Origin of the sequence: Flavobacterium sp. (assembly GCF_049318325.1) — a bacterium.
Taxonomy (GTDB): domain Bacteria; phylum Bacteroidota; class Bacteroidia; order Flavobacteriales; family Flavobacteriaceae; genus Flavobacterium.
The window spans coordinates 1-22,476 of record NZ_JBMOGQ010000027.1 but is presented as its reverse complement, the minus strand read 5'-3'; the positions used below and the strand labels follow the sequence as shown (position 1 = coordinate 22,476).

Genomic DNA, 22,476 nt, shown 5'->3' with positions numbered 1-22,476 from the left:
ATTGTTTGTTAGTCATAATTTAGGGGCTGTTTCTCAATTATGTAACAATGCTATTTTATTAGAATCAGGTTTAATTAAGGAAATAAATAAATCAGATACAGTAGTTAAAAATTATTTAGCTGAACGTTCAAGTAGTTCAGCAAGCTATCATTTGGAAAATGATAATGTCTCTAAAAATATGTTTTTTAAGTCAATATCTTTAAGGAATCTACAAGATATAAATGCAGCAACCTTTCAGTATACTGAAGATATATTTATATGTTTTCAAATTGTTTCTAAGCAATATTTGGAGAACACAGCCATTTTTGTTACAATTTTAGACCAGAATTGTAACAGGGTTTTTTCAGCTGAGCAAAAGATAGATAAAAAGATAGATAAATATGTTTTAAAAATTTCGAACCGTTTTTTAGCTAGTGGTATATATTCATTATCAGCATTTATTCATATCCCTAGAGTTGCAAGATACGATCAGGTAGATGAAGTATGTCACTTTGAAGTTATTGACAACGGATCTGGTTTTCTCATACATGGAAATTATAATCATGGTGTGGTATTCGGTGATTATGAATGGACTTAGCATTATTAAGTATATAAGGTAATAAGAAAAAAAATAAGAATAGTATTTTTGTTAGAGTGAGAAATAGAATAGCACGAATCTTGAATATAAGATGAAGAAAATTGTAAAACTGCTTAGAACTGTAAAAAGAAAATTCAAGCCAGTTACGCCAAGGATTGAACGATTTGTGCCTACAGAAAAGGAATTTTTAAACAAAAAAATGTTTATACACGACATTGCTTCTTTTGATCTTTGTTATGATGAACTTTTTGTCCAGGAGATGTATAATTTTTTGGCTAAAAGAACTAACCCATATATCATAGATTGTGGTGCTAATCTAGGAATGAGCATTGTTTATTTTAAAGAATTATACCCAGAAGCAAACATTGTTGCTTTTGAAGCAGATGAACACATATTTAGTTTTTTAGAAAAAAATGTACAATCATTTGGATACAAAAATGTAGAACTAGTCAACAAGGCAGTTTGGAATAAGGATGATGTGTTGTCATTTATTGTTGAAGGTGGCGCTGGGGGAAGATTAGAAGAGCAATCAGAAAACGGCAATTACACTTATAAATATGTCCCTTGTGTAAGTGTGAGAAAGTATTTGATGGACAAGCAAGTTGATTTTTTTAAAATTGATATTGAAGGTGCCGAATATGAAGTGCTTAAGGATTGTAAGGACTTGTTAAACAATGTAGATAATCTATTTATCGAATACCATAGTATGCCAGAAAAAAGGCAAAATCTTCACGATATATTAAAAATTGTTCAAGATGCTGGTTTCAAATACCACATCAAAGAAGCTTACACAGCTAAACATCCTTTTATCGAAAGAAAGTTAAACTTTGGAATGGATTTACAATTGAATATCTTTTGCTATAAAAATTAATTAAAACTTGTTTAAATGTCCTTATTGGAATCTATTTATCGAGAATATAAAGCCAGAGGACTTTTCGGCATTAAACGTTTCATTGTCAAAAAGTATTTCGAGAAACCAAAACCTATAAAAAACTTCAATCAGTATTCCCAATATTTCAAAGGTAAAAATGGTATAGAAATCGGTGGTTTGAGTCCAATATTTTCCAAGGAAATTCCAATATATAAAATCATTGAAAACCTTGATGGGTGCAATTTTAGTAGTCAAACGGTTTGGGAAGGCAGTATTAAGGAAGGGAAAAGTTATAATTTTTATAAAACTAAAAAAGGATATCAGTATGTTTGCGAAGCCAGTGATTTGAATGATATACCTTCCGAAAAATATGATTTCTTAATTTCTAGTCATTGCCTTGAGCATTGTGCCAATGCACTTAAAACTATAAATGAATGGCTGCGAGTTATAAAAAAAGGCGGGGCAATATTATTGGTGTTGCCTGATAAAAATTTTACCTTTGATCACAACAGGGATGTAACTAAGTTTGAACATTTATTGGAGGATCTTAATAATAATATTGATGAAACAGATTTGACTCATTTGCCTGAAATATTGAATAAACATGATTTGTCAATGGATTTAGCAGCAGGTTCGATTGAACAATTTAAAAACAGATCATTGGATAATTTTAGCAATCGATGTCTTCATCATCATGTTTTTGATTTTAAACTATTAGAACAGATTTTCGAATACAATAACTTAGAAATCATCGAAAAGTCTTTTGCAAAGCCCTATCATCAGATTATTTTAGGTATAAAAAAATGATTTCAATAATTATTTGTTCCCGTAATTTAGGTATTGACCCGAAATTATCAACTAATATTACATCTACAATAGGTTGTGAATATGAGTTAATTGTAATAGATAATTCTCAAAATAAATATTCAATTTTTCAAGCATACAATATAGGAATTGAAAAGAGCACAAGCCAAATGATATGCTTTGTTCATGAGGATGTTTTATTTCATTCTAAAGATTGGGGAAAGAAATTAATAGAAATTTTTAAGTCCGATACAAAGATAGGATTAGTCGGAGTAGCAGGTTCAAAAGTAAAAACCAAAGCACCTTCTGGTTGGTGGAATTCACCTCATGAGGTAAAACAAATCAATATTATTCAGCATGTAGAAACTGGAGAAGTTGAACGATGGGAATATGGACTTGATAATGATAAACTTTTAGCAGAAGTAGTTGCTGTTGATGGTGTATTTATGGTCATTAAAAGAGATGAGAATATTTTGTTTGATACCACTCTGAAAGGATTTCATAATTACGATTTAAATATTTCTTTGTTATATAAGGTTAAAGGCTATAAAGTCATGGTGACTAAAGAAATTGAAATTGAGCATTTTTCAAACGGAAATATTAACAAATCCTGGTACCTTTCTACGCAAAGATTTCACGATAAATACAAACATTGTTTGCCCTTAATTACAGATGATTTGAATGAAAAATTCGATATAAACAAACTAGAATTTAAAAATGGAGTGAAGTTTATTTATGATTCCTTAAATTTCGGGATTAATTATAATATTGTGATTAAGTGGTTTAGGTTATTACTTATTAATCCATCCGACAAAACCCATAAAAAAATAGCAAAAAGCATAATAAAAAATCTAATAAAAAATAAAAATTAAGGTTTATAATAAATGTCAAAAGCCAGACTAATAGCGTATTACTTGCCTCAATTTCACCCAATCGCAGAAAATGACGAGTGGTGGGGAAAAGGTTTTACAGAATGGACTAATGTTGGAAAAGCAAAACCATTATTCAGAGGGCATGACCAACCAAAAGTTCCTGCAGATTTAGGCTATTATGATTTGAGAATTCCGGAAGTTAGAGAAGCACAAGCTAAAATGGCTAAAGAGTATGGAATAGAAGGTTTTTGTTATTGGCATTACTGGTTTGGAAACGGAAAACAATTATTAGAAAGGCCTTTTAAAGAAGTGTTGGAATCTGGTAAACCTGATTTTGGATTTTGTTTAGCTTGGGCAAATATAAAATGGGGTGGACTTGCATATGGTGATTTATATGAAAGAGTTTTGATGGAGCAACTTTATCCAGGGAAAGAAGATTATATAAATCACTTTAATGAATTATTGCCTGCTTTTCTTGATGATCGATATTTAAGAATCGATAATAAGCCAATCTTTGTAGTTTATAACCCTACAGGATTGCCTAATTCAAAAGAGTTTATTGATTTGTGGAATGAATTAGCAGTAAAAAATGGGCTGGAAGGAATTTATTTTGTTGCCTATCAGCACTTTGATTTCCCCTATAAAGAAAAAGGATTTCAAGCATTAACTCCTCCATCTCCTAGTCATAATTTCATGAGAGTTAAGTACAATTTTTTTGAAAAAGCAATCAAAAAACTTACAGGTTATAAGTGGATACAATTCAAATACAATTCATTCAAATTAAAAAATATTTATACACATAAGCAACTAGTTGAAGCATCAAATTATGATGATGTTTCTAAAGAAATTAAGTTTTTTCCTAGCTGTTCTCCGAATTGGGATCATACTCCTAGAAGTGGTAATAAAGGTCAAGTTATTGTTGAGACCAATCCAGAATTGTTTTATCAAAATCTAAATAATTGTTATAATAGAATAAAAGATTATAAAAACGAAGAAAAAATAATCTTTATAAAAGCATGGAATGAATGGGCAGAAGGAAATTACTTGGAACCCGATTTAAAAAATGGAAGTGAAAATTTGGAGAAAGTAAAAAGATTTCAAGAGGAAAGTAACTAATATGCGACAAGGCCATAACCCACATAAAGACTTAATCATTGAAGAATCATTTTACAATCATCAGGTTGTATTACCGGTTTATATCCCAAATCAAGAAGGCTATTTTAAAGATAGTTTTAAGATTTTGAAATTGTGTATAGAATCAGTCTTTAAAACAGTTCACAATAAAACTTTTATTACCATTGTCAATAATGGAAGTTGCACAGAAGTCAGAGATTATTTAGATGAATTGTTTTCCTGTAATAAAATACATGAGGTTATTCATACTGATAATATTGGAAAATTAAATGCAATTCTTAAAGGATTGTCTGGCAATAATATAGAATTAGTTACTATAGCAGATTCTGACGTGATGTTTTTAGAAAATTGGCAAAAAGAAACTGTTTCTGTATTTAATAATTTTCCCAAAGCCGGAGTTGTTGGTATAGTCCCACAATACAGGAATTTTGGACATTTTTGTGGAAACTTACTAGTCGAAAATTTTTTTTCAAAAAAATTGACTTTTTCTCCGGTTAAAAACCTTTTAGCGTTAAAGAAATTTTACATCAGCATTGGTTGGGGCGAATACGTTGAAAATGAATGTTTAGATGTAACGCTTACACTTGAAAATAATTCACACATAGCAGTCGTAGGTTCAGGTCATTTTGTAGCTACCTACAAGAAGGAAATTTTTAAGGAAATTGTTACCTATATTGGGTATAAGTTAGGTGGAGATTCTGAAACGTATTTAGATGAGATTATATTGAAATTTGGTTTGTGGCGATTAACAACATATGATAACTATGCTTATCATATGGGGAATATTCATGAAAAATGGATGGATGAAACGATACATTCTTTTGAAAAAAAGGACATTTCGATTACAAGTTTAACTAATAATAGAAATATAAAAAGAGAAAGTAAAATTAGGTTTTTTATCAAAAATGTTTTATTTATAAAATTCTTTAATAAAAGGAAATACAGACGGCTTTTTTATAAATATAAAGGAATGCCAAAACAAATGATTAAAAAATATTGATATTTTATTTATGGTAACGATTATATATGCTTATCGCAATCGAGATGAATCCAGAATAAAAATGTCTTTAGATTCCTTGAAAAATCAAACGAATCAGAATTTTAAAGTCGTGTTTGTTGATTATGGTTCAGAATCAAAAATGGCAGCTAATATTCAGAAATTGGTTGAAAGTTATTCCTTTGCAAGTTATTATTATGTTCACGCTAGTTCATTGTTATGGAATAAAAGCAAAGCATTAAACTATGGAATTACAAAGGTTACAACCTCTTATGTTTTTATTGCCGATGTTGATTTGATTTTCAATCCAACTACTACGCAGTTATTTCAAAATATTGCTCAACCCGATAATGCTTATCTATTTAAACTAGGATATCTTGATAAAGAAACTTCCAAAAAATTAAAAAATCCAGTTGTTTTTGATGATTTAAAACCAAAGCATTTTGGGGAAGTTAACGGCATGATTCTGGTCTCAAAAGAAGTGTTGGAAAAAGTAAAAGGTTATGATACTTTTTTTCATTTTTATGGTGCTGAAGATGAAGATTTATGTCAGAGAATTGAGAATACGGGTTGCACAATTACAATAAGAGAGGAGTTGTTTTTTTATCATAATTGGCATATTATTTACAATTCATATAATGATAAAAAAATGAGTCTAGTTCCTCGTTTATTTAACATTAAACGCATCAATGAGGAACATTATTTTACAAATAAAAGGGAACAGCTAACCCAGCCTCATAATCAAGGTTTTTTTGGAGATGTTGTTTCCAAAGAAGATCAAGATGTCTTGAATAATCCCGATAAGACTTTTACAATGAGTAACATTCATTCTAGTGTGCATCATTTTTTTCATGAGCATTTGAAAACCTATAAAAATCAAATTATACATATCGTTATACAGGAGGACGATTATTTTAATTCGACAAAGTATTTATTAAAAAATATCTTTAAAAAGAATTCTCAACCTTATATAAGCATGAAAGAAGTGAACGATATCATATTGATGAAAATACTTTATGATTTCAAGGATTTTAATTATGCCTATCATATAACAAATGACTTAAAAAAAATTACTTTTACAATCAAAATGTAACCTACAGACATGAAATTGTTAAAGAAAATGATTAACTATTTAAAAAATATTCCAACACGAAGGAAGAATTTAAATAGGATAAAAAGCATTCAAAAAAATACCATTAAACTTAAAAAAGAAAAGCAAAGTGATATCAATCGCTGGAAAAATTCTAATGAATTATTTGAAGATTGGGATCAAAGAACTTCAATATTAGGAAATTACATTGCTCCTGGTTCAAAAGTCATTGAGTTTGGTTCAGGAAATATGAGTTTAAAAAAAATGTTGCCGAAAAATTGCACTTATACACCATCCGATATAGTAAAAAGAACTGAAGAAACAATTGTTTGTGATTTAAACGAACCCATTTCATTTGATTTATCATTTTATAATACTGCTGTATTTAGTGGCGTTTTCGAATATGTTTACGACATTGATATTGTATTTAAACAATTAGAAAAACATATTCCGCATATAATTTTATCTTATGCTTGTAGTGATATATGTACTCATAATAGATTGATTAACGGATGGTTAAGTGAGTTTACAGAAAAGCAGCTATTGGATATTTTTGCTAAATATAGTTATGATGTGATTGACAAACAGGAGTGGAGGCAGCAAACTATTTTTAATCTTAACAAAAAAGTATAATCTAAGATGTTAAAGAGTAACGCTATACGATTATTTTGGTGGAATGAAGTCAAAATGATGCACAAGAAACATGAAAATTATGGCGATTTGCTTGGGAAATATTTAGTTGAAAAAATTTCTAAAAGACAAGTTGTCTGGGTTTTACCCAAAAGATTTTCGCTATGGAATTATTTTGAGCCAATTTATGTAACCATTGGCAGTATTTTGGCAAATGTCAATGAAAATTGTATCGTTTGGGGAAGCGGTATTATTTCAAAAGAGTATAAAATCAAAAAAGCAAAATTCACAGCTGTAAGAGGACCACAAACTAGAAAGCATTTAATAAATCAAGGATTTGATGTTCCTGAAATTTATGGTGATCCCGCCTTATTGTTACCCGATTTTTATTCTCCAAAAATTGAAAAGAAATATAAGTTTGGAATTGTACCACACTATGACGATTATAAGTTAATGTCGCAATTTTATGAAGGCGATAATGACATTTTAGTGATTGACTTAATGACTAATGACATTGAACCGGTAACCGATTTGTTTTTACAATGCGAAAAAATTATATCGACATCATTACATGGTTTAATTGTATCACATGCATATCGTATACCGGCAGTTTGGGTTCAGTTTTCTAATAAATTATTTGGTGATGGGATTAAATTTCAAGACTATTTCGAATCAGTAAAAATGGAATCCTATATCCCAAATATAAATTCTGGCAGGATTAGTAATGACGAAATGCTAAATTTATTTGATACATATCCAAGTCTCCCTAATGAACAGGTAGTCAATAAAATCAAAGAAGAATTAATGCGAGTTTGTCCTTTTAGGTAAATTTATAATAGTTATACTGGATGATAGTATAAAAACGGTTATTTTTACAATGATTAATTTTACCAATGAAGAATATTGCTATAATTCCTGCACGTGGTGGTTCCAAAAGACTTCCAAATAAAAATAGTCTACTTCTCAATGGCATTCCCCTGATTGGCCATAGTATCATGTATGCTCTAAATAATAAAACAATTATTGACGCAGTTTTTGTTTCTACTGATGATGAAAAGATTAAGAAAATTGCAATCAAATATGGAGCTAAAGTTATTGACAGGCCAACAGAACTTTCAGGTGATTTGGAACCCACAGTAAGTGCTTTGAAACATTGTTTAGAATCCATAAATGATGAATCAATTGAAAATGTAATTTTGTTGCAGCCTACAAATCCTTTGCGCCCCGAAAACTTATTGCGAGAAGCTTATCAGGTTTACACTGAAAACTGCTATGACAGTTTATTCACAGTTACCAGAAATAATCAAAAATTTGGTAAAATAGTAAACAATAAGTTTGTTCCTTTTAATTATGAAATTGGACAACGAAGTCAGGATTTAGAACCTCTTTTTTTTGAAAATGGATTACTATACATAACCAATTCAAAATCAATAAAAAATGGAGAAATTATATCGAAAAACGCTTTTCCATTCATCACAGATCATATTTTTGCTCAAGTTGATATTGATACAAAAGAAGACTTTGACTATGCCGAATATTTATGTAAAATTCATAATTCATAATTTTTAAATATGAACCCATTCATAGAAATAGCAGGAAGAAAAATTGGACCCGATTTCCCACCATTAGTAATTGCAGAAATCGGAATAAATCATGAAGGCTCACTTGCCCTTGCCAAAGAAATGGTCGATGCTGCACACCGCGCCGGAGTTGAAGTTGTTAAACATCAAACTCATATCGTTGAAGATGAAATGAGTGGCGCTGCCAAAAATGTAATTCCCGGTAATGCTACTGTTTCCATATATGAAATTATGGAACGATGTTCTTTAAATGAAGCTGATGAATTAGAACTTAAGAATTATGTTGAAAGTAAAGGGATGATTTTTATTTCTACACCTTTCTCACGTGCAGCTGCCGAAAGATTAAAGAAGTTTGACATTCCAGCCTATAAAATTGGTTCCGGCGAATGTAATAATTATCCATTATTAGAACATATTTGCAGTTTTGGTAAGCCAGTCATTTTAAGCACAGGAATGAATACTATAGAAAGCGTTCAAAAAGCCGTTGCTATTTTTGACAAGCATAAAATTCCGGTAGCTTTATTACACACAACTAATTTATATCCGACACCTATTCATTTAGTACGTTTTGGGGCGATGACACAATTACATGAAGCGTTTTCTGATAAAGTTTTTGGTTTATCGGATCATACCTTGAATAATAATGCCTGTCTAGGTGCCGTTGCTCTTGGCGCAAGCATTTTGGAGCGCCATTTTACAGATCATATGCAAAGGACAGGGCCAGATATTGTTTGTAGTATGGATGAAAAAGCTTGTGCTGATTTAATTGTAAATTCAAATGAAATCTGGCAAATGCGTGGTGGTCAAAAAGTTCCAGCTAAAGAAGAACAAGTTACAATTGACTTTGCTTTTGCAACTGTTTGTAGTATAGCATCCATAAAAAAAGGAGAAAAATTATCTAAAGAAAATATTTGGGTAAAACGCCCAGGAACAGGAAAAATTTTGGCAGAACATTTTAATGATATAGTAGGGAAAATAGCTGTCAGAGATATTGAAAATGATGAACAGTTAGATTTTACAGATTTTGAGTAAAATGAAGAAAATCCTTTTTCTTACCGGAACTCGAGCTGATTTTGGTAAAATAAAATCATTGATTTCTACTCTTGAAAATAATCAGGAGTTTGAAGTATTTGTTTTTGTCACGGGCATGCATTTGCAAAAAGAATATGGCTACACATTAATAGAAATTGAAAGATGTAATTTTAAAAATATTCATGCATTTCAAAATCATACGCATGAAACCACAATGGATTTAACTTTGGCAAAAACGATTGAGGGTTTTTCAAGTTATTGCAAAAAAATAAACCCGGATTTGATTGTCATTCATGGAGATAGGGTAGAAACTTTAGCCGGTGCAATTGTTGGCTCTCTTAACAATATTCTCGTTGCACACATTGAAGGCGGTGAATTATCAGGAACTGTAGACGAACTAATCAGACATAGCGTGACTAAATTGAGTCACATTCATTTTGTTTCTAATGATGAAGCTGCTAAAAGATTACTGCAAATGGGAGAAATTAAATCGTCCATTTTTACAATTGGTTCACCCGATATTGATATTATGTTTTCCGAGAATTTGCCGACTGAAGAAACCGTAAAAGAATACTATCAAATTGATTTCGACCAATATGCTATTGTTATGTTTCATCCGGTTACAACCGAAGACAAGCAGATCAAGCATTATGCCGATGATTTTGTAGCAAGTTTACTTGCCGTTGAAGAAAATTTTGTAGTCATTTATCCTAACAACGATTTAGGTAGTAGACATATTATTGAGGCTTTTCAAAAATTGAAAGATAATCCCAAGTTCAGAATATTTCCATCAATTCGATTTGAATATTTTTTGGTATTGCTTAAAAATGCCAAATTCATTATTGGCAACAGTAGTGCAGGCATAAGGGAAGCTCCTTACTACGGTATTCCTATTATTAATATTGGAACACGTCAGCAAAACAGAACCTTAAATGCTGATATTATAAATGTTGATTATCAAAAGGAAAATATTATTGAAGCACTTCATTCAGTTATTAATCATAAAATTAGCCCAACAGCTAATGATTTTGGAAAAGGTAACAGTGCGGAATTGTTTTTAAATTCGTTATTATCAAGTAAAATTTGGGAAATAAACCATCAAAAGAAATTTAAGAATATAGATTTTGATTAGATTATTTTTTACAAATATTGAATAATGCCATGTTGAGTTCTAATTGCCTTTTCCCTAAATTCGTATTAAGTTAAAAATAGTAGTAATGCAAAACCATAAAATATTTATACTTCTTCCAGATGGTATTGGTCTTAGAAATTTTGCCTTTACTAACTTTCATAAACTTGGACTGGAAAAAGAATATGATATAACTTTTTGGAACAATACGCCATTTGAGTTAAGTACACTTGGAATTAAAGAAATAAAAATTGAAAAAGCAAAAGCACACCCAATTACCGATTTACTAAAAACAGCGCAAACCCATATTGAATTATCACTAAACATCAGAAAATCAAAAGATAAAGTTTATGATTCATATCGTTTTCCATTGTCGTACCGAGATGTAAAATCATCTTTCAAAAGTACCATCATAAAAGCTGTAATTCTTTTGAATAACTCTGAAAAAGGCTTAAAAAGTATTAGAGAAGGAATAGCTAAAAACGAAAGAAAAACAAAACTTTATTTTAACAGTTTCCAAACATTACAAAAAGAGAAACCGGCAATGGTTTTTTGCACAAACCAAAGAATAATGCTAGCAGTTGCTCCAATTCTTGCAGCTAAAGATTTAGGAATACCAACGGCAACTTTCATTTTTTCATGGGATAATTTACCAAAAGGAACCAAAATTTTAGAAACCGATTTTTATTTTGTTTGGAGTGAACATATGAAGAGAGAATTGTTGAATTACTATCCGCATATTTCAGAAGAGCAAATAAAAATTACAGGCACTACTCAATTTGAACCTCATTTTCAGGAGAATCTACTGGTTTCAAAAGAAGCTTTTTTTAAAGAACATAAATTAGATACTTTTAAAAAATATATTTGTTACTCAGGAGATGACATAACTACCTCTCCAAATGACCCAATATTTCTTGCAGATTTGGCTAAAGCGATTCTAAAACTCAACGAAAAAGGAGCAAATTTAGCAATCATTTTCAGACGTTGCCCTGTTGATTTTTCTAATAGATTTGATAAAGTTTTAGAAGAATATAAAGATATAATAACCAGTATAAATCCAAAGTGGCAAAAAATGGCCGATTCTTGGCATGCCATATTGCCAACAAAAGAAGATATAGTCTTACAAATGAATACTATCTTTCATTCAGAATTTGTTGTAAATTTGGGTTCGTCAATGGTTTTTGACTTTGTTGCGTTTAAAAAGCCTTGCTGTTTTATCAATTATGATGTTTTAACTTCTGATTTTCCTGATTGGTCGGTTAAAAAAATATATAACTTTATCCATTTTAGATCAATGCCTTCAAAGGATACAGTGTTTTGGATAAACAGTCCTAGTGAGATGGAAAAAATTATAGAAAAAGCTCAGAATACTGATGCTAATAAAATTGTTGCCAATGCCCAAAAATGGTTTGAAAAAATGAACCAGCATCCACCGGAAAAAGCTTCTGAAAGAATTTGGAATGCCATAGACGAAATTTGTAAAAAGTAATGTTAAAAGATTATATTCTATCCGATTTTAAACGTTGTGGTATTCAAAAAATATCCATTGGAGTTTTATTTTCTACCTTTTATCTGCAGCCAAATCCGGGTTTGAAATTCATGACTATTTTTCGTTTGACACAGCATTACAGAAGAAAAAACAGATTGTTGTTTTATTTTTTCTTTTTATGGCTCAGAAAATTAAAAGTTAAATATGGCTTTGATATTTCGTATCGAACTCAAATTGGTAAAGGATTTTACATTGGTCATTTTGGAAATATTGTTATTCACGGTGATGCGGTTATAGGTGAAAACTGTAATATCTCTCAAGGAATCACTATTGGCGTAAGCAATTACGGGGTAAAAAAGGGAGTTCCAACTATTGGAAACCGAGTTTTTATTGGTCCGAATGCAGGAGTTTTTGGCAATATTACGATTGGCAATAATGTTACTATTGGAGCAAATGCAGTAGTGACTGAAAATATTGCTGACGGAAAAACCATTTTGCCTTCAAAAATGACAGTTTTAGATAAAGATTTATCAACGTATTATATTCACAACAGTTCCAATTAAGATGAAAATAGCGTTTCTAACACCAGAATTTCCACATCCAAAAATGGTTTCAGCTGGCGGAATAGGAACAAGTATTTTAAATCTTTCTAAAGGATTAATAGGTTTAGGCCACGAAGTTAGTATATTAGTTTATGGTCAAAAGGAAGACGCCTTTTTTGTAGAAAACGATATCTCTTTTTACATCATTAAAAACATTAAACTAAAAGGCTTTTCAAGAGTATTAACTCAAAGAAAAATTGAAAAGTTAATCAATTCCCAAGTAAAGCAAAGCAAAATTGACATTGTAGAAGCCCCAGATTGGACAGGTATAACATCCAACATAAAACCTACATGTCCAATGATAGTGAAACTTCACGGTTCAGATACTTATTTTTGTCATTTGGATAGTCGTCCTGTGAAATTTTGGAACAAATTTCGAGAAAAGCGAGCGTTACAAAATGCTACTGCTTTACTTTCTGTTAGTCAATACACAGCAGATTTGACTAAAGAATTATTTTCATTGGAACGTGATTTTACCATTATTCCCAATTGTATTGATATTAATAAGTTTTCTACAGAAAGTGCAACTAAAGTTGAAGAGAATATCATTTTATATTTTGGAACTTTAATTAGAAAAAAAGGACTTTTAGAATTGCCATTGATTTTTAATGAAGTTTACAAGAAAAATAAAAAAGCCAAATTAATAATAATTGGTCGTGATGCTTCGGATATTATTTCAGGAAATCATTCAACTTGGGCAATGATGCAATCTTTATTTGATGCAACTGCTTTGAAAAATGTGAACTATATTGGCAGTGTTGAATATGACGAGATAAAAGCTCATATTTTATCGGCTTCCATTTGTGTTTTTCCAACCTTTGCCGAAGCATTACCTGTTTCCTGGATTGAAGCCATGGCGCTTAAAAAAGCAATTGTTGCTTCCGATGTGGGTTGGGCAGCAGAAATAATAGAAGATAGTGTTGAAGGTTTTTTGGTTCATCCAAATAATCATAATTTATTTGCGGATAGAATTTTAGAACTACTAGATAATCAAAAATTAAGAAATCAGTTTGGTATAGAAGCAAGAAAAAAAGTAGTACAAAAATTTAGTATTGAAGTTGTTGCCAAACAAAGTGCTGATTTTTACAAGATAAATCTCTAATGAAAAAAGCTTTAAAAAAAATAATAAGCAAAATAGTTCCAAAAGGAAACCTTAAAGAAAAAATTAAATTGTTTTACTACAGTTTGTTTAAGCCAAAAAATGTTGTCTTTGAATTGGCAGATAATTGTGGTGCAGTTGTTTACAAAACAACCTTTTGTGGAATTTCATTACTCACAAATGAGGCTTTATATCCAATAGTTGACGATTTTAATTATTATCAATATTTTCATAAAGTCAAGCGTGATGATGTAGTTTTGGATGCAGGTGCTAATTGCGGTCATTTGTCAATTTTCTTTTCAAAATTAGTTGGCCCAAATGGAAAAGTATTTGCTTTTGAACCAGATAAATTTAATATTGAAAGGTTTAATAAAAACAGAGCATTGAACCAAGATTTAGACAAGAATATAGTCATTGAGGATTTATTGCTTTGGGATAAAAATGAATTGATAGATTTTTATGAAGCAGGTACAGTAGGTTCTTCTGCTGTTTGGTTGCCCGATAACGAACATTGTGTCAAGAAAAAAGCCGTAACTATTGATAGTTGGGTTGCTAATAACAATATTAGCAAACTAGATTTTATAAAAATGGACATTGAAGGGGCAGAAATAGAAGCTCTCGAGGGCTGTGTTGAAACCATAAAAACATTGAAACCAAATTTTGCTATTGCTTCTTATCATATTGTTGCTGGAGAAAAAACACATATAAAAGTAGAGCAATTTTTTGCTGCAATGAATTATCCGTTTAAAACGATAAGATTCAGAGGAACTGAAATTATTACTTTCGCAGGCCCTAATTTAAAATAGAGGAAAAGATTTTATGATTGTCATTTATCACAATAAATCTAAGGTGACTGAAATATTTTCAACAGAAACTGGAATTTTTCCTAGTAAAATAAACCGCAATATTGCTGAGGTCTTATTTGATTTTGCTGAAAAATTTAGAGATGAAATACTTGTTTGGTGTCACGAAAGCGAGAGGCATAATTTGAACGTCTCCGTAATTGAAACCTTATTTCACCACAAAAAATTACTCTTCTCATATTCATCTTCAACAAATAATTTTTTAGACAACCGATTGGGTTATTTTGAAGATTCACCTTTTATTAAAATTAATAAAGAAGTAAGATATGCTACCTGGCAAATGAATAGTTGTGTAGGAGCTGTTCATGCAACTGTTATAAATGCTTGTAAAAAAGACTTAAAAGCAAAGGATAATTTTGATTATTTTCTGAATTCGTTTGCTAAAAGTGCTATGCCAAATGGACTTTTTTGCTATTCCGAACCAAGATTACTTATGCAAAAGAAAGTAGTCGAATCAAAAAGAAAAACCAATACATATGAACTTTTCAGATTTACCAAACAGCATTACAAAACACGTTGGGTTTTTCTGTTATTTTTTAATTTGTTACTTTTTGAGAAGCAATTTCAAGTCGTCCCATTTGTTTTTTCGTTATTTTACAGAAAGCGAAATTTTAATTTCGAAGCTTTAAATCAGATTGCCTTAGCGTCTAATAAAAAAAATATTGATCAAGGAACAATAGATGTTTTAATTCCAACCATAGGGCGAAAAGAGTATCTGTTAAATGTTCTAAATAACTTAGCATCACAAACGTATTTGCCAAAAAACGTAATTATAATTGAACAAAATCCGCTCGAAAATAGTCAGTCTGATTTGGATTTTATTCAAAATTCAAAATGGCCATTTGTTATCAAGCATCATTTTACAAATAGAAGCGGAGTCTGTAATGCCAGAAATATTGGATTAACAATGGTAGAAAGTGAATTCACTTTTTTTGCTGATGATGATATCGTTTTTGAAAATGATTTAATCGAAAAAGCAATACTCACTTTTCAAACAACGGGTAATGAAGTGTTTTTGGTAGCTTGTCATTTAGAATCGCAATCTGTTATTCCGCATCAAATTAAGCAGTTTGCAGTTTTTGGTGCTGGTCACGCTTTTGTTAAATCGGCTTGTTTTACAGATTTAAAATTTAATGTAGCATACGAATTTGGTTTCGGTGAAGACAATGATTTTGGTATGCAACTAAGAAATAGAGGATATGATATTTTGTATGTTTCAACCTCAAAAATTTTGCATTTGAAAGCACCTATTGGAGGATTTAGAACCAAGCCTTCGGTACCATGGCAAGACGATTCAATTCAGCCAAAACCATTGCCAACTGTTATGTTGTTCAAATTATTGTATGATACCAAAGAGCAATTGTTGAATTATAAAGTCACCTTATTTTTTAAGAATTTGACTAAGGAATTTATTTTTAATCCAGTTAAATATATTAGATTATTCAATAAAAAGTGGACTAGAAGCATTTTTTGGGCTAATGAATTAAACAATCAATAATTATGAATTTTACTCTGGTTATTTGTACTTATATGCGTCCAAATCCTTTGCTGACATTATTAAAATCAGTGCAGGAACAAACACTTTATCCTAATGAAATTTTGATCATTGATGGGTCGACTAACGATGAAACAAAAGCTATTTTAGAAAGCAATAAATTTCAAAATTTACAATATTTTAAAGTTCCGTTAGAACATCGAGGCTTAACCAAACAAAGAAATTTTGGGGTTTCAAATGTGTCAAAAGATTCAGATATTATTTGCTTTTTGGATGATGATACTGTTTTGGAACCTAACTATTTTGAAGAAATTATAAAAACATATTTAGTGTATCCAAATGCACTTGGCGTTGGAGGTTATATAAACAACGAAACAAAATGGGAAAAAGTATCCAACGATTATAACCCAACAATTAAAGAGTTTGCTTATGATGGTTGGAAACAAAAAGATGGAAGTCGATTTGTATTAAGAAAACGATTAGGGCTTGACAGTAATGTAAAACCTGGTTTTTTACCTGAATTTTCCAATGGAAGAAGTATTAGTTTTTTGCCTCCTTCAGGAAAAATATATGAGGTGGAGCAATTAATGGGAGGTGTTTCATCGTTTAAGAAATCAGTGTTTAATAGTTTTAAGTTTTCTACCTATTTTGAAGGTTATGGTTTATATGAAGATGCTGATTTTACTTTAAGACTGTCAAAAACTGGAAAATTATATGTCAATACTAACGCTCAATTAGGGCATTTTCATGACCAATCAGGAAGACCTAACAAATACCAATATGGCAAAATGGTAGTTAGAAATGGTTGGTATGTTTGGCGGGTTAAATACCCAAATCCTTCTTTGAAAGCTAAGTTTAAATGGAATGCGATTGTATTATTGTTGGCATTTATAAGATTTAGCAATATATTTACAAACAATAAAAGAAAAGAAGCATTTACCGAATTTATTGGAAGAATGGTTGGTTGGTTCTCTTTATTATTAAATAAACCTCTTTAAATAAAGATGAAAACTCAGGAAGAAATTATTGAAGTCAATAAAAGACAAAAAGATTTTTATAATCATAAAAGCGGTAAGAAAAATTTACCAACTCAACTTTGGTATTATTTTAGAGAAAAAACCTTAAAAAAGATACGTAAAGATATTGGTATTCTTAACGAATCTTATGAAATTCATAAAACTTGGTTTGGTGATTTGTCCAACAAAAAAGTATTAGATTTAGGCTGTTTTGCGGGCAATCATTGGAGTTTATATTTGGCTGAGCATAGTAAAAGGTTTGTTGCTTTAGATTTGAGTGATGTTGCCATTGCCAGACTTGCAGAAAGATTAAAGCCTTACCCAACTGCGGAAGCAATTGCCGCCGATTTTCTTTCTGAAATAAATTTTCCTGAAAAAGATTTTGACATCATTTATGCTTATGGTGTTTTACATCATTTTCAAAATCCTGATGTTTTAATAGCAAAACTTGATGAAAAATTAGCTCCAGGTGGTGTGATTATAAGTTATGATCCATTGGAAACCAGTTTGCCAATAAAAATCATGCGTGTATTGTATCGCCCGTTTCAATCCGATAAGGATTGGGAATGGCCGTTCACTAAAAAAACGTATTTTAAATTTGCTAAAACGTTTAATATTATTGAGCGTCACGGACTTTTAGGACAAGCTAAATGGTATTTTATTATGAATTTTATTCCCTTTTTATCTGATGAAAAAAAGCAAAGTATAGGAAGAAAATGGCATAAAAAAGACTGGGATTTGTCGGTTACTTCAGATAGTCATTTGTTTAAATGTATGCATTTGACTATGTTAATGCAAAAAAAATAAATCGCAATGAAGTTTGCCATAATAACTCATGTCATTCATGGTAAAGAATCAGGAAATTATTTTGGTTATGAACCTTATGTTCGTGAAATGAACTTATGGATAAAGAACGTTTCAGAAGTTATAATTGTTGCGCCTCTAGATTCTTCATACAAAAGTCAGATTCAGGAGTTTTATCAGCACGATAATATATCTTTCATAATGGTTCCAAGTTTTGATGTTTCGAGCATTAAAAGAACATTTAATTCTTTACTAGTAATACCCTCAATAGTTTGGAAAATATATCAAACTATGAAAAGAGCTGACCATATTCATTTGCGTTGTCCCGGAAACATTGGTTTGTTAGGTTGTTTGGTTCAAATATTTTTTCCATCAAAATCAAAAACTGCTAAATATGCCGGAAATTGGGATCCAAAAGCGAAACAACCTTTAAGTTATCGTTTCCAAAAATGGATTTTAACCAATACGTTTTTAACCAAAAATATGCAGGTTTTAGTCTATGGCGAATGGGAAACTAGCTCAAAAAACATCAAGCCTTTTTTTACCGCAAGTTATTTTGAAAAAGATAAAATAGAAGTAAAGCCCAGAAAATTAGAAGTAAAAATTTCATTTCTTTTTGTGGGAACACTTTCCAATGGCAAACAACCTTTGTATGCTATTAAATTAGTTGAAAAACTTTATAAGAAGGGTTTTAATCTTCAATTGACTCTTTATGGTGAAGGAATTGAAAGAGGTATGCTTGAGAAATACATTTTAGAAAACAAATTAGAAAATATTATTTATCTAAAAGGTAACCAAAATCAGGAAACAATAAAAAAGGCCTACATAGAAAATCATTTTGTAGTTTTACCATCCTTGAGTGAAGGCTGGCCGAAAGTGGTAGCCGAAGGAATGTTTTGGGGTTGTTTACCAATAGCTTCAAAAGTGTCCTGTGTGCCGAATATGCTTGAAAATGGTAATAGAGGAATGCTACTTGATTTAAATTTAAATCAGGATGTTCAAAACATCGAATCAATTCTAAAAAACAAAGATTTGTATCAGGATAAAGTAATTAAAGCAGTTCAATGGTCAAGACAGTTTACTATGGATGTTTTTGAAGATGAAATTAAACTGCTTTTACAATCATGAGAATAGTTCAAATCATAGATTCATTAGAAATTGGTGGCGCCGAAAAAATGGCGATTAATTATGCTAATGCGCTTTCTGCCAAGATTGAATTTTCAGGTTTAGTTGCCACAAGAGCAGAAGGAAAATTAAAGAATCAGTTGAGCAATTCGGTTTCATATCTTTTCTTAAAGAAAAAATCAACTCTTGATTTTGGTGCTGTTTTCAGATTGAAAAAGTATTGCAAAGAAAATAAAATCGAATACCTACAACCGCATAGTAGTTCTTATTTTACGGCTGTATTGCTTAAATTTATTTATCCAAAAGTTAGTATAATTTGGCATGATCATAATGGGTTGAGCGAGTTTATCAGTTCTGAAAAATCATTTGCTTTAAAGATTGCTTCTATCTTTTTTAAAGGAATTATTGTAGTAAATTATAAACTTAAAGCTTGGGCCGAGAAGGAACTAAATTGCAGAAATGTAGTTTATTTACCTAATTTTACAACTATTGACAATTCTACTAGTGCTGAAACGATTTTAAAAGGGGAACTCGGAAAACGAATTTTGTGTTTGGCAAATTTACGGGATCAAAAAAATCATTTTTTATTGCTGGAAGTTGCCCAAAAGTTGAAACAATCTCATCCGGATTGGACATTTCATATAGTGGGAAAAGACTTTGAAGATGATTATTCAAAACAAGTAAAATCAACAATTATAAATAAGCATTTGGAAGATAGTGTTTTTGTTTATGGATCTAAAAACGATATTAAAAACATAATAAATCAATCAGACATAACAGTATTGACTTCAAAATCAGAAGGTCTGCCTATAGCTTTAATTGAATACGGGCTTTCGAAAAAACCTGTGGTGTCTACTAAAGTTGGTGAAATACCTTTAATTATTAAAGACGGAATAAATGGGTTTATTGTTGATGTAAACGATGCCGGTTTATTTTATCAAAAAGTAGTAAGATATATAACTGAAAGTGATTTACGTGCTCAAATGGGTGATTCACTTTATAAAACGGTTATTCAAAATAATTCAGAAGAAGGTGTTATTGCTAACTATTTAAACTGGATTTTAAGTTTATAAAGCATGAAGGAAAAACAATATATTTTATTAGTTCTTTTTAATATTCTGATTGGGATTGTAATATTCTATATACGACCATTATCAATTGTATATGCTATTTTAATTCCGGTAGTTGGCCTTTATTATGTTATAAAAAACCAAAACAGTAATCACGAAGTGTTATATGCATCTGCCTATATCGTAGGAAGTGAAGTTTTTTTGAGAATGACCGGAGGAAATTTACTATATGAATCCTCTAAATATGGTGTTATGGTGTTCTTAGCTTTAGGAATGTATTATAGTGGATTTTCAAAAAATGCTGTGCCTTATTGGATTTATCTCATATTATTATTACCAGGGGTAATTATAGCCACAGAAACACTAAATATGCAAACTGATTTAAGAAAGGCAATAGCTTTCAATATTTCCGGACCGGCATGTCTAGGCATTGCATCACTATATTGTTACAATCGGAAAATTTCACTTTCACAACTTAACGGAATATTATTAGCTGCTGCATTACCTGTAATTTCAACTACGATGTATTTAATTTTATACACTCCCGATTTGAGAGAAGTATTAGTAGGAACCGGTTCGAATGCTGCAACATCGGGCGGATTTGGACCTAATCAGGTTGCCACCCTTTTAGGCATGGGAATGTTTGTGTTCTTCTCAAGATTACTTTTGGAATCTAAATCGAAGTTAATGTTTATTATTAATTTGATAATTCTATTCAATATCACCTATAGGGGGTTGGTTACATTCTCAAGAGGCGGTATGTTGACTGGATTTATTATGATTATAATTTTATTGGCTTATTTATTTCTGAAAACAAAAAGTTATGGAAGATTTAATCTTTCTCGTATATTGATATTTATGTCGATAGCTTTTTTTATGACTTGGGGATATACATCAAATCAAACAGGTGGTTTAATTGATAAGCGATATGCAAATAAAGATGCAGCAGGTAGAGTTAAAGAAAGTAATTTGTCAGGAAGAGAAGATATTTGGAATAGTGAAATGGATGATTTTCTTGATCATCCCGTTTTTGGTGTTGGTGTTGGAAAAGCACTAGAAATAAGAGAAGAAAAATCAGGCGGAGATATTATAGCTTCGCATAGTGAAATTTCAAGAACATTGTCAGAACACGGAGCAATAGGAATTTTAGCATTATTAATAGTGTTATTTACACCAATTTTTTTATTCCTTAATAATCAACAACATGTATATATGTTTTGCTTTATTCTATTTTGGCTATTAACAATTAATCATGCTGCAATGCGAATAGCAGCTCCAGCTTTTGTATATTCGCTATCGCTATTAAAAGTATATATGGATGAAGAACCTACTTTACATAGGGAATAAATTATCCGATCATGGCTACACTTCTACTTCCATAGAAACATTAGGAACGTTTCTAGAAGGAGCAGGTTTTCATATTTACTATGCTTCGTCCAAAAAAAGTAAAGTATGGCGAATGTTTGAGATGATAATTAAGACATTCAAATATGCTAAAAAAGCTGATTATGTTTTAATTGATACCTATAGTACTAAGAATTTTTGGTATGCTTTTATTATTTCACAACTATGTAGAATTCTGAAATTAAAATACATACCAAAACTTCATGGTGGTAATTTGCCAAGTAGAATTGTACGAAGTAAATTTTTTTCAAATTTAATTTTTAAAAATGCTTATATAAATATAGCACCATCTTATTATTTATTTGAAGCTTTAAAAATGAAGGATACGTAAATTTGAGGTATATCCCAAATACTATTGAAATTAAAAAGTATACTTCATTTCCAAATGAATTCCTAACACCCAAAATACTCTGGGTAAGATCGTTTTCCAAAATTTATAATCCATTGATGGCCGTGAAAGTGTTCATTAAAATTAAGGCTATTTATGCCGATGCCAAAATTTGTATGGTGGGTCCTAAAAAAGATGATAGTTATACAAAGACTTTACAATTTGCTGAAAATAATAATGTTGAAGTTATTTTTACCGGTAAATTATCAAAACAAGAATGGATTGAGTTATCAAAAGATTATAATGTATTTATAAATACGACTCATTTTGATAATACTCCTATAAGTGTAATTGAAGCAATGGCTTTGGGATTGCCGGTAGTGTCAACAAATGTTGGGGGAATTCCCTATCTGCTAGAGCACAATGTAAATGCACTTTTAGTTGAGGATGATAATGTTGATGGAA

Annotated in this window: 24 protein-coding genes; all 24 read left to right on the top strand. The window is 30.5% G+C overall.

Translation table 11 applies throughout. From position 1 onward, the window contains the following. Nucleotides 1-577, top strand: a 577-nt coding sequence (locus tag ACOYLP_RS04360; RefSeq protein ID WP_422854961.1) for a Wzt carbohydrate-binding domain-containing protein, incomplete at its 5' end; no start/stop codon positions are given. A 91-nt stretch (nucleotides 578-668) separates the two neighbouring features. Then, nucleotides 669-1,448: an FkbM family methyltransferase gene (locus ACOYLP_RS04355; protein ID WP_422854960.1), complete on the top strand. Its 780-nt coding sequence runs from the start codon at nucleotides 669-671 to the stop codon at nucleotides 1,446-1,448. A 15-nt stretch (nucleotides 1,449-1,463) separates the two neighbouring features. After that, nucleotides 1,464-2,255 (top strand): methyltransferase domain-containing protein, encoded by a 792-nt coding sequence (locus tag ACOYLP_RS04350; protein WP_422854959.1) that lies wholly within the window; start codon nucleotides 1,464-1,466, stop codon nucleotides 2,253-2,255. Then, entirely contained in the window at nucleotides 2,252-3,124 is an 873-nt protein-coding gene (locus ACOYLP_RS04345; RefSeq protein WP_422854958.1) for a glycosyltransferase, read from the top strand. Before ACOYLP_RS04350 ends, ACOYLP_RS04345 begins: the two co-directional genes overlap by 4 nt. A 12-nt stretch (nucleotides 3,125-3,136) precedes the next feature. After that, entirely contained in the window at nucleotides 3,137-4,240 is a 1,104-nt protein-coding gene (locus ACOYLP_RS04340; protein WP_422854957.1) for a glycoside hydrolase family 99-like domain-containing protein, read from the top strand. A gap of 1 nt (nucleotide 4,241) precedes the next feature. Beyond that, the gene (locus tag ACOYLP_RS04335) at nucleotides 4,242-5,258 is read left to right on the top strand and encodes a glycosyltransferase (protein WP_422854956.1); all 1,017 of its coding nucleotides are present in this window, start codon (nucleotides 4,242-4,244) and stop codon (nucleotides 5,256-5,258) included. A 10-nt stretch (nucleotides 5,259-5,268) separates the two neighbouring features. Continuing rightward, nucleotides 5,269-6,348 carry a glycosyltransferase family 2 protein gene (locus ACOYLP_RS04330; RefSeq protein WP_422854955.1) on the top strand — a complete coding sequence of 360 codons (1,080 nt, stop codon included), beginning with the start codon at nucleotides 5,269-5,271 and terminating at the stop codon, nucleotides 6,346-6,348. Between the two features lie 9 nt (nucleotides 6,349-6,357). Beyond that, complete coding sequence (locus tag ACOYLP_RS04325; protein WP_422854954.1) at nucleotides 6,358-6,978, top strand: hypothetical protein; 621 nt, start codon at nucleotides 6,358-6,360, stop codon at nucleotides 6,976-6,978. A 6-nt stretch (nucleotides 6,979-6,984) separates the two neighbouring features. Then, on the top strand, nucleotides 6,985-7,803 hold the full coding sequence (locus ACOYLP_RS04320; RefSeq protein ID WP_422854953.1) for a polysaccharide pyruvyl transferase family protein: 819 nt from the start codon (nucleotides 6,985-6,987) through the stop codon (nucleotides 7,801-7,803). A 65-nt stretch (nucleotides 7,804-7,868) separates the two neighbouring features. Continuing rightward, nucleotides 7,869-8,537, top strand: a complete 669-nt coding sequence (locus ACOYLP_RS04315) for a cytidylyltransferase domain-containing protein (RefSeq protein WP_422854952.1) — start codon at nucleotides 7,869-7,871, stop codon at nucleotides 8,535-8,537. A gap of 9 nt (nucleotides 8,538-8,546) precedes the next feature. After that, nucleotides 8,547-9,587, top strand: coding sequence for an N-acetylneuraminate synthase family protein (locus ACOYLP_RS04310; RefSeq protein ID WP_422854951.1), 1,041 nt, complete (start codon nucleotides 8,547-8,549; stop codon nucleotides 9,585-9,587). A gap of 1 nt (nucleotide 9,588) precedes the next feature. After that, nucleotides 9,589-10,719 carry a UDP-N-acetylglucosamine 2-epimerase gene (gene neuC / locus ACOYLP_RS04305; protein WP_422854950.1) on the top strand — a complete coding sequence of 377 codons (1,131 nt, stop codon included), beginning with the start codon at nucleotides 9,589-9,591 and terminating at the stop codon, nucleotides 10,717-10,719. A gap of 85 nt (nucleotides 10,720-10,804) precedes the next feature. Then, nucleotides 10,805-12,205, top strand: coding sequence for a UDP-glycosyltransferase (locus ACOYLP_RS04300; RefSeq protein WP_422854949.1), 1,401 nt, complete (start codon nucleotides 10,805-10,807; stop codon nucleotides 12,203-12,205). Continuing rightward, a complete protein-coding gene (locus tag ACOYLP_RS04295; RefSeq protein ID WP_422854948.1) occupies nucleotides 12,205-12,768 on the top strand; it encodes a serine acetyltransferase in 564 nt (187 codons plus the stop codon). Before ACOYLP_RS04300 ends, ACOYLP_RS04295 begins: the two co-directional genes overlap by 1 nt. 1 nt (nucleotide 12,769) lies before the next feature. Next, on the top strand, nucleotides 12,770-13,909 hold the full coding sequence (locus tag ACOYLP_RS04290; protein ID WP_422854947.1) for a glycosyltransferase family 4 protein: 1,140 nt from the start codon (nucleotides 12,770-12,772) through the stop codon (nucleotides 13,907-13,909). Next, a complete protein-coding gene (locus tag ACOYLP_RS04285; protein ID WP_422854946.1) occupies nucleotides 13,909-14,712 on the top strand; it encodes an FkbM family methyltransferase in 804 nt (267 codons plus the stop codon). Before ACOYLP_RS04290 ends, ACOYLP_RS04285 begins: the two co-directional genes overlap by 1 nt. A 43-nt stretch (nucleotides 14,713-14,755) precedes the next feature. Further along, the gene (locus tag ACOYLP_RS04280) at nucleotides 14,756-16,267 is read left to right on the top strand and encodes a glycosyltransferase family 2 protein (protein ID WP_422854945.1); all 1,512 of its coding nucleotides are present in this window, start codon (nucleotides 14,756-14,758) and stop codon (nucleotides 16,265-16,267) included. A gap of 2 nt (nucleotides 16,268-16,269) precedes the next feature. Further along, nucleotides 16,270-17,262, top strand: coding sequence for a glycosyltransferase family 2 protein (locus ACOYLP_RS04275; protein WP_422854944.1), 993 nt, complete (start codon nucleotides 16,270-16,272; stop codon nucleotides 17,260-17,262). Nucleotides 17,263-17,268: 6 nt separating this feature from the next. Next, nucleotides 17,269-18,087 (top strand): class I SAM-dependent methyltransferase, encoded by an 819-nt coding sequence (locus tag ACOYLP_RS04270; RefSeq protein WP_422854943.1) that lies wholly within the window; start codon nucleotides 17,269-17,271, stop codon nucleotides 18,085-18,087. 6 nt (nucleotides 18,088-18,093) lie between these two features. After that, nucleotides 18,094-19,212 carry a glycosyltransferase family 4 protein gene (locus ACOYLP_RS04265; RefSeq protein ID WP_422854942.1) on the top strand — a complete coding sequence of 373 codons (1,119 nt, stop codon included), beginning with the start codon at nucleotides 18,094-18,096 and terminating at the stop codon, nucleotides 19,210-19,212. Next, nucleotides 19,209-20,282 carry a glycosyltransferase gene (locus ACOYLP_RS04260; RefSeq protein WP_422854941.1) on the top strand — a complete coding sequence of 358 codons (1,074 nt, stop codon included), beginning with the start codon at nucleotides 19,209-19,211 and terminating at the stop codon, nucleotides 20,280-20,282. The genes ACOYLP_RS04265 and ACOYLP_RS04260 overlap by 4 nt, the downstream gene beginning before the upstream one ends. A gap of 3 nt (nucleotides 20,283-20,285) precedes the next feature. Next, nucleotides 20,286-21,626, top strand: a complete 1,341-nt coding sequence (locus tag ACOYLP_RS04255; RefSeq protein WP_422854940.1) for an O-antigen ligase family protein — start codon at nucleotides 20,286-20,288, stop codon at nucleotides 21,624-21,626. Continuing rightward, entirely contained in the window at nucleotides 21,598-22,014 is a 417-nt protein-coding gene (locus tag ACOYLP_RS04250; protein ID WP_422854939.1) for a hypothetical protein, read from the top strand. Before ACOYLP_RS04255 ends, ACOYLP_RS04250 begins: the two co-directional genes overlap by 29 nt. 2 nt (nucleotides 22,015-22,016) lie before the next feature. Then, on the top strand, nucleotides 22,017-22,476 hold a 460-nt coding region (locus ACOYLP_RS04245), incomplete at its 3' end, for a glycosyltransferase family 4 protein (RefSeq protein ID WP_422854938.1).

Excerpts from the sequence above, each read along its gene's own strand:
- ACOYLP_RS04355 (WP_422854960.1), top strand. The coding sequence starts at position 669 with ATGAAGAAAATTGTAAAACTGCTTAGAACTGTAAAAAGAAAATTCAAG.
- ACOYLP_RS04350 (WP_422854959.1), top strand. The coding sequence starts at position 1,464 with ATGTCCTTATTGGAATCTATTTATCGAGAATATAAAGCCAGAGGACTT.
- ACOYLP_RS04345 (WP_422854958.1), top strand. The coding sequence starts at position 2,252 with ATGATTTCAATAATTATTTGTTCCCGTAATTTAGGTATTGACCCGAAA.
- ACOYLP_RS04340 (WP_422854957.1), top strand. The coding sequence starts at position 3,137 with ATGTCAAAAGCCAGACTAATAGCGTATTACTTGCCTCAATTTCACCCA.
- ACOYLP_RS04335 (WP_422854956.1), top strand. The coding sequence starts at position 4,242 with ATGCGACAAGGCCATAACCCACATAAAGACTTAATCATTGAAGAATCA.
- ACOYLP_RS04330 (WP_422854955.1), top strand. The coding sequence starts at position 5,269 with ATGGTAACGATTATATATGCTTATCGCAATCGAGATGAATCCAGAATA.
- ACOYLP_RS04325 (WP_422854954.1), top strand. The coding sequence starts at position 6,358 with ATGAAATTGTTAAAGAAAATGATTAACTATTTAAAAAATATTCCAACA.
- ACOYLP_RS04320 (WP_422854953.1), top strand. The coding sequence starts at position 6,985 with ATGTTAAAGAGTAACGCTATACGATTATTTTGGTGGAATGAAGTCAAA.
- ACOYLP_RS04315 (WP_422854952.1), top strand. The coding sequence starts at position 7,869 with ATGAAGAATATTGCTATAATTCCTGCACGTGGTGGTTCCAAAAGACTT.
- ACOYLP_RS04310 (WP_422854951.1), top strand. The coding sequence starts at position 8,547 with ATGAACCCATTCATAGAAATAGCAGGAAGAAAAATTGGACCCGATTTC.
- neuC (WP_422854950.1), top strand. The coding sequence starts at position 9,589 with ATGAAGAAAATCCTTTTTCTTACCGGAACTCGAGCTGATTTTGGTAAA.
- ACOYLP_RS04300 (WP_422854949.1), top strand. The coding sequence starts at position 10,805 with ATGCAAAACCATAAAATATTTATACTTCTTCCAGATGGTATTGGTCTT.
- ACOYLP_RS04295 (WP_422854948.1), top strand. The coding sequence starts at position 12,205 with ATGTTAAAAGATTATATTCTATCCGATTTTAAACGTTGTGGTATTCAA.
- ACOYLP_RS04290 (WP_422854947.1), top strand. The coding sequence starts at position 12,770 with ATGAAAATAGCGTTTCTAACACCAGAATTTCCACATCCAAAAATGGTT.
- ACOYLP_RS04285 (WP_422854946.1), top strand. The coding sequence starts at position 13,909 with ATGAAAAAAGCTTTAAAAAAAATAATAAGCAAAATAGTTCCAAAAGGA.
- ACOYLP_RS04275 (WP_422854944.1), top strand. The coding sequence starts at position 16,270 with ATGAATTTTACTCTGGTTATTTGTACTTATATGCGTCCAAATCCTTTG.
- ACOYLP_RS04270 (WP_422854943.1), top strand. The coding sequence starts at position 17,269 with ATGAAAACTCAGGAAGAAATTATTGAAGTCAATAAAAGACAAAAAGAT.
- ACOYLP_RS04265 (WP_422854942.1), top strand. The coding sequence starts at position 18,094 with ATGAAGTTTGCCATAATAACTCATGTCATTCATGGTAAAGAATCAGGA.
- ACOYLP_RS04260 (WP_422854941.1), top strand. The coding sequence starts at position 19,209 with ATGAGAATAGTTCAAATCATAGATTCATTAGAAATTGGTGGCGCCGAA.
- ACOYLP_RS04255 (WP_422854940.1), top strand. The coding sequence starts at position 20,286 with ATGAAGGAAAAACAATATATTTTATTAGTTCTTTTTAATATTCTGATT.
- ACOYLP_RS04250 (WP_422854939.1), top strand. The coding sequence starts at position 21,598 with ATGAAGAACCTACTTTACATAGGGAATAAATTATCCGATCATGGCTAC.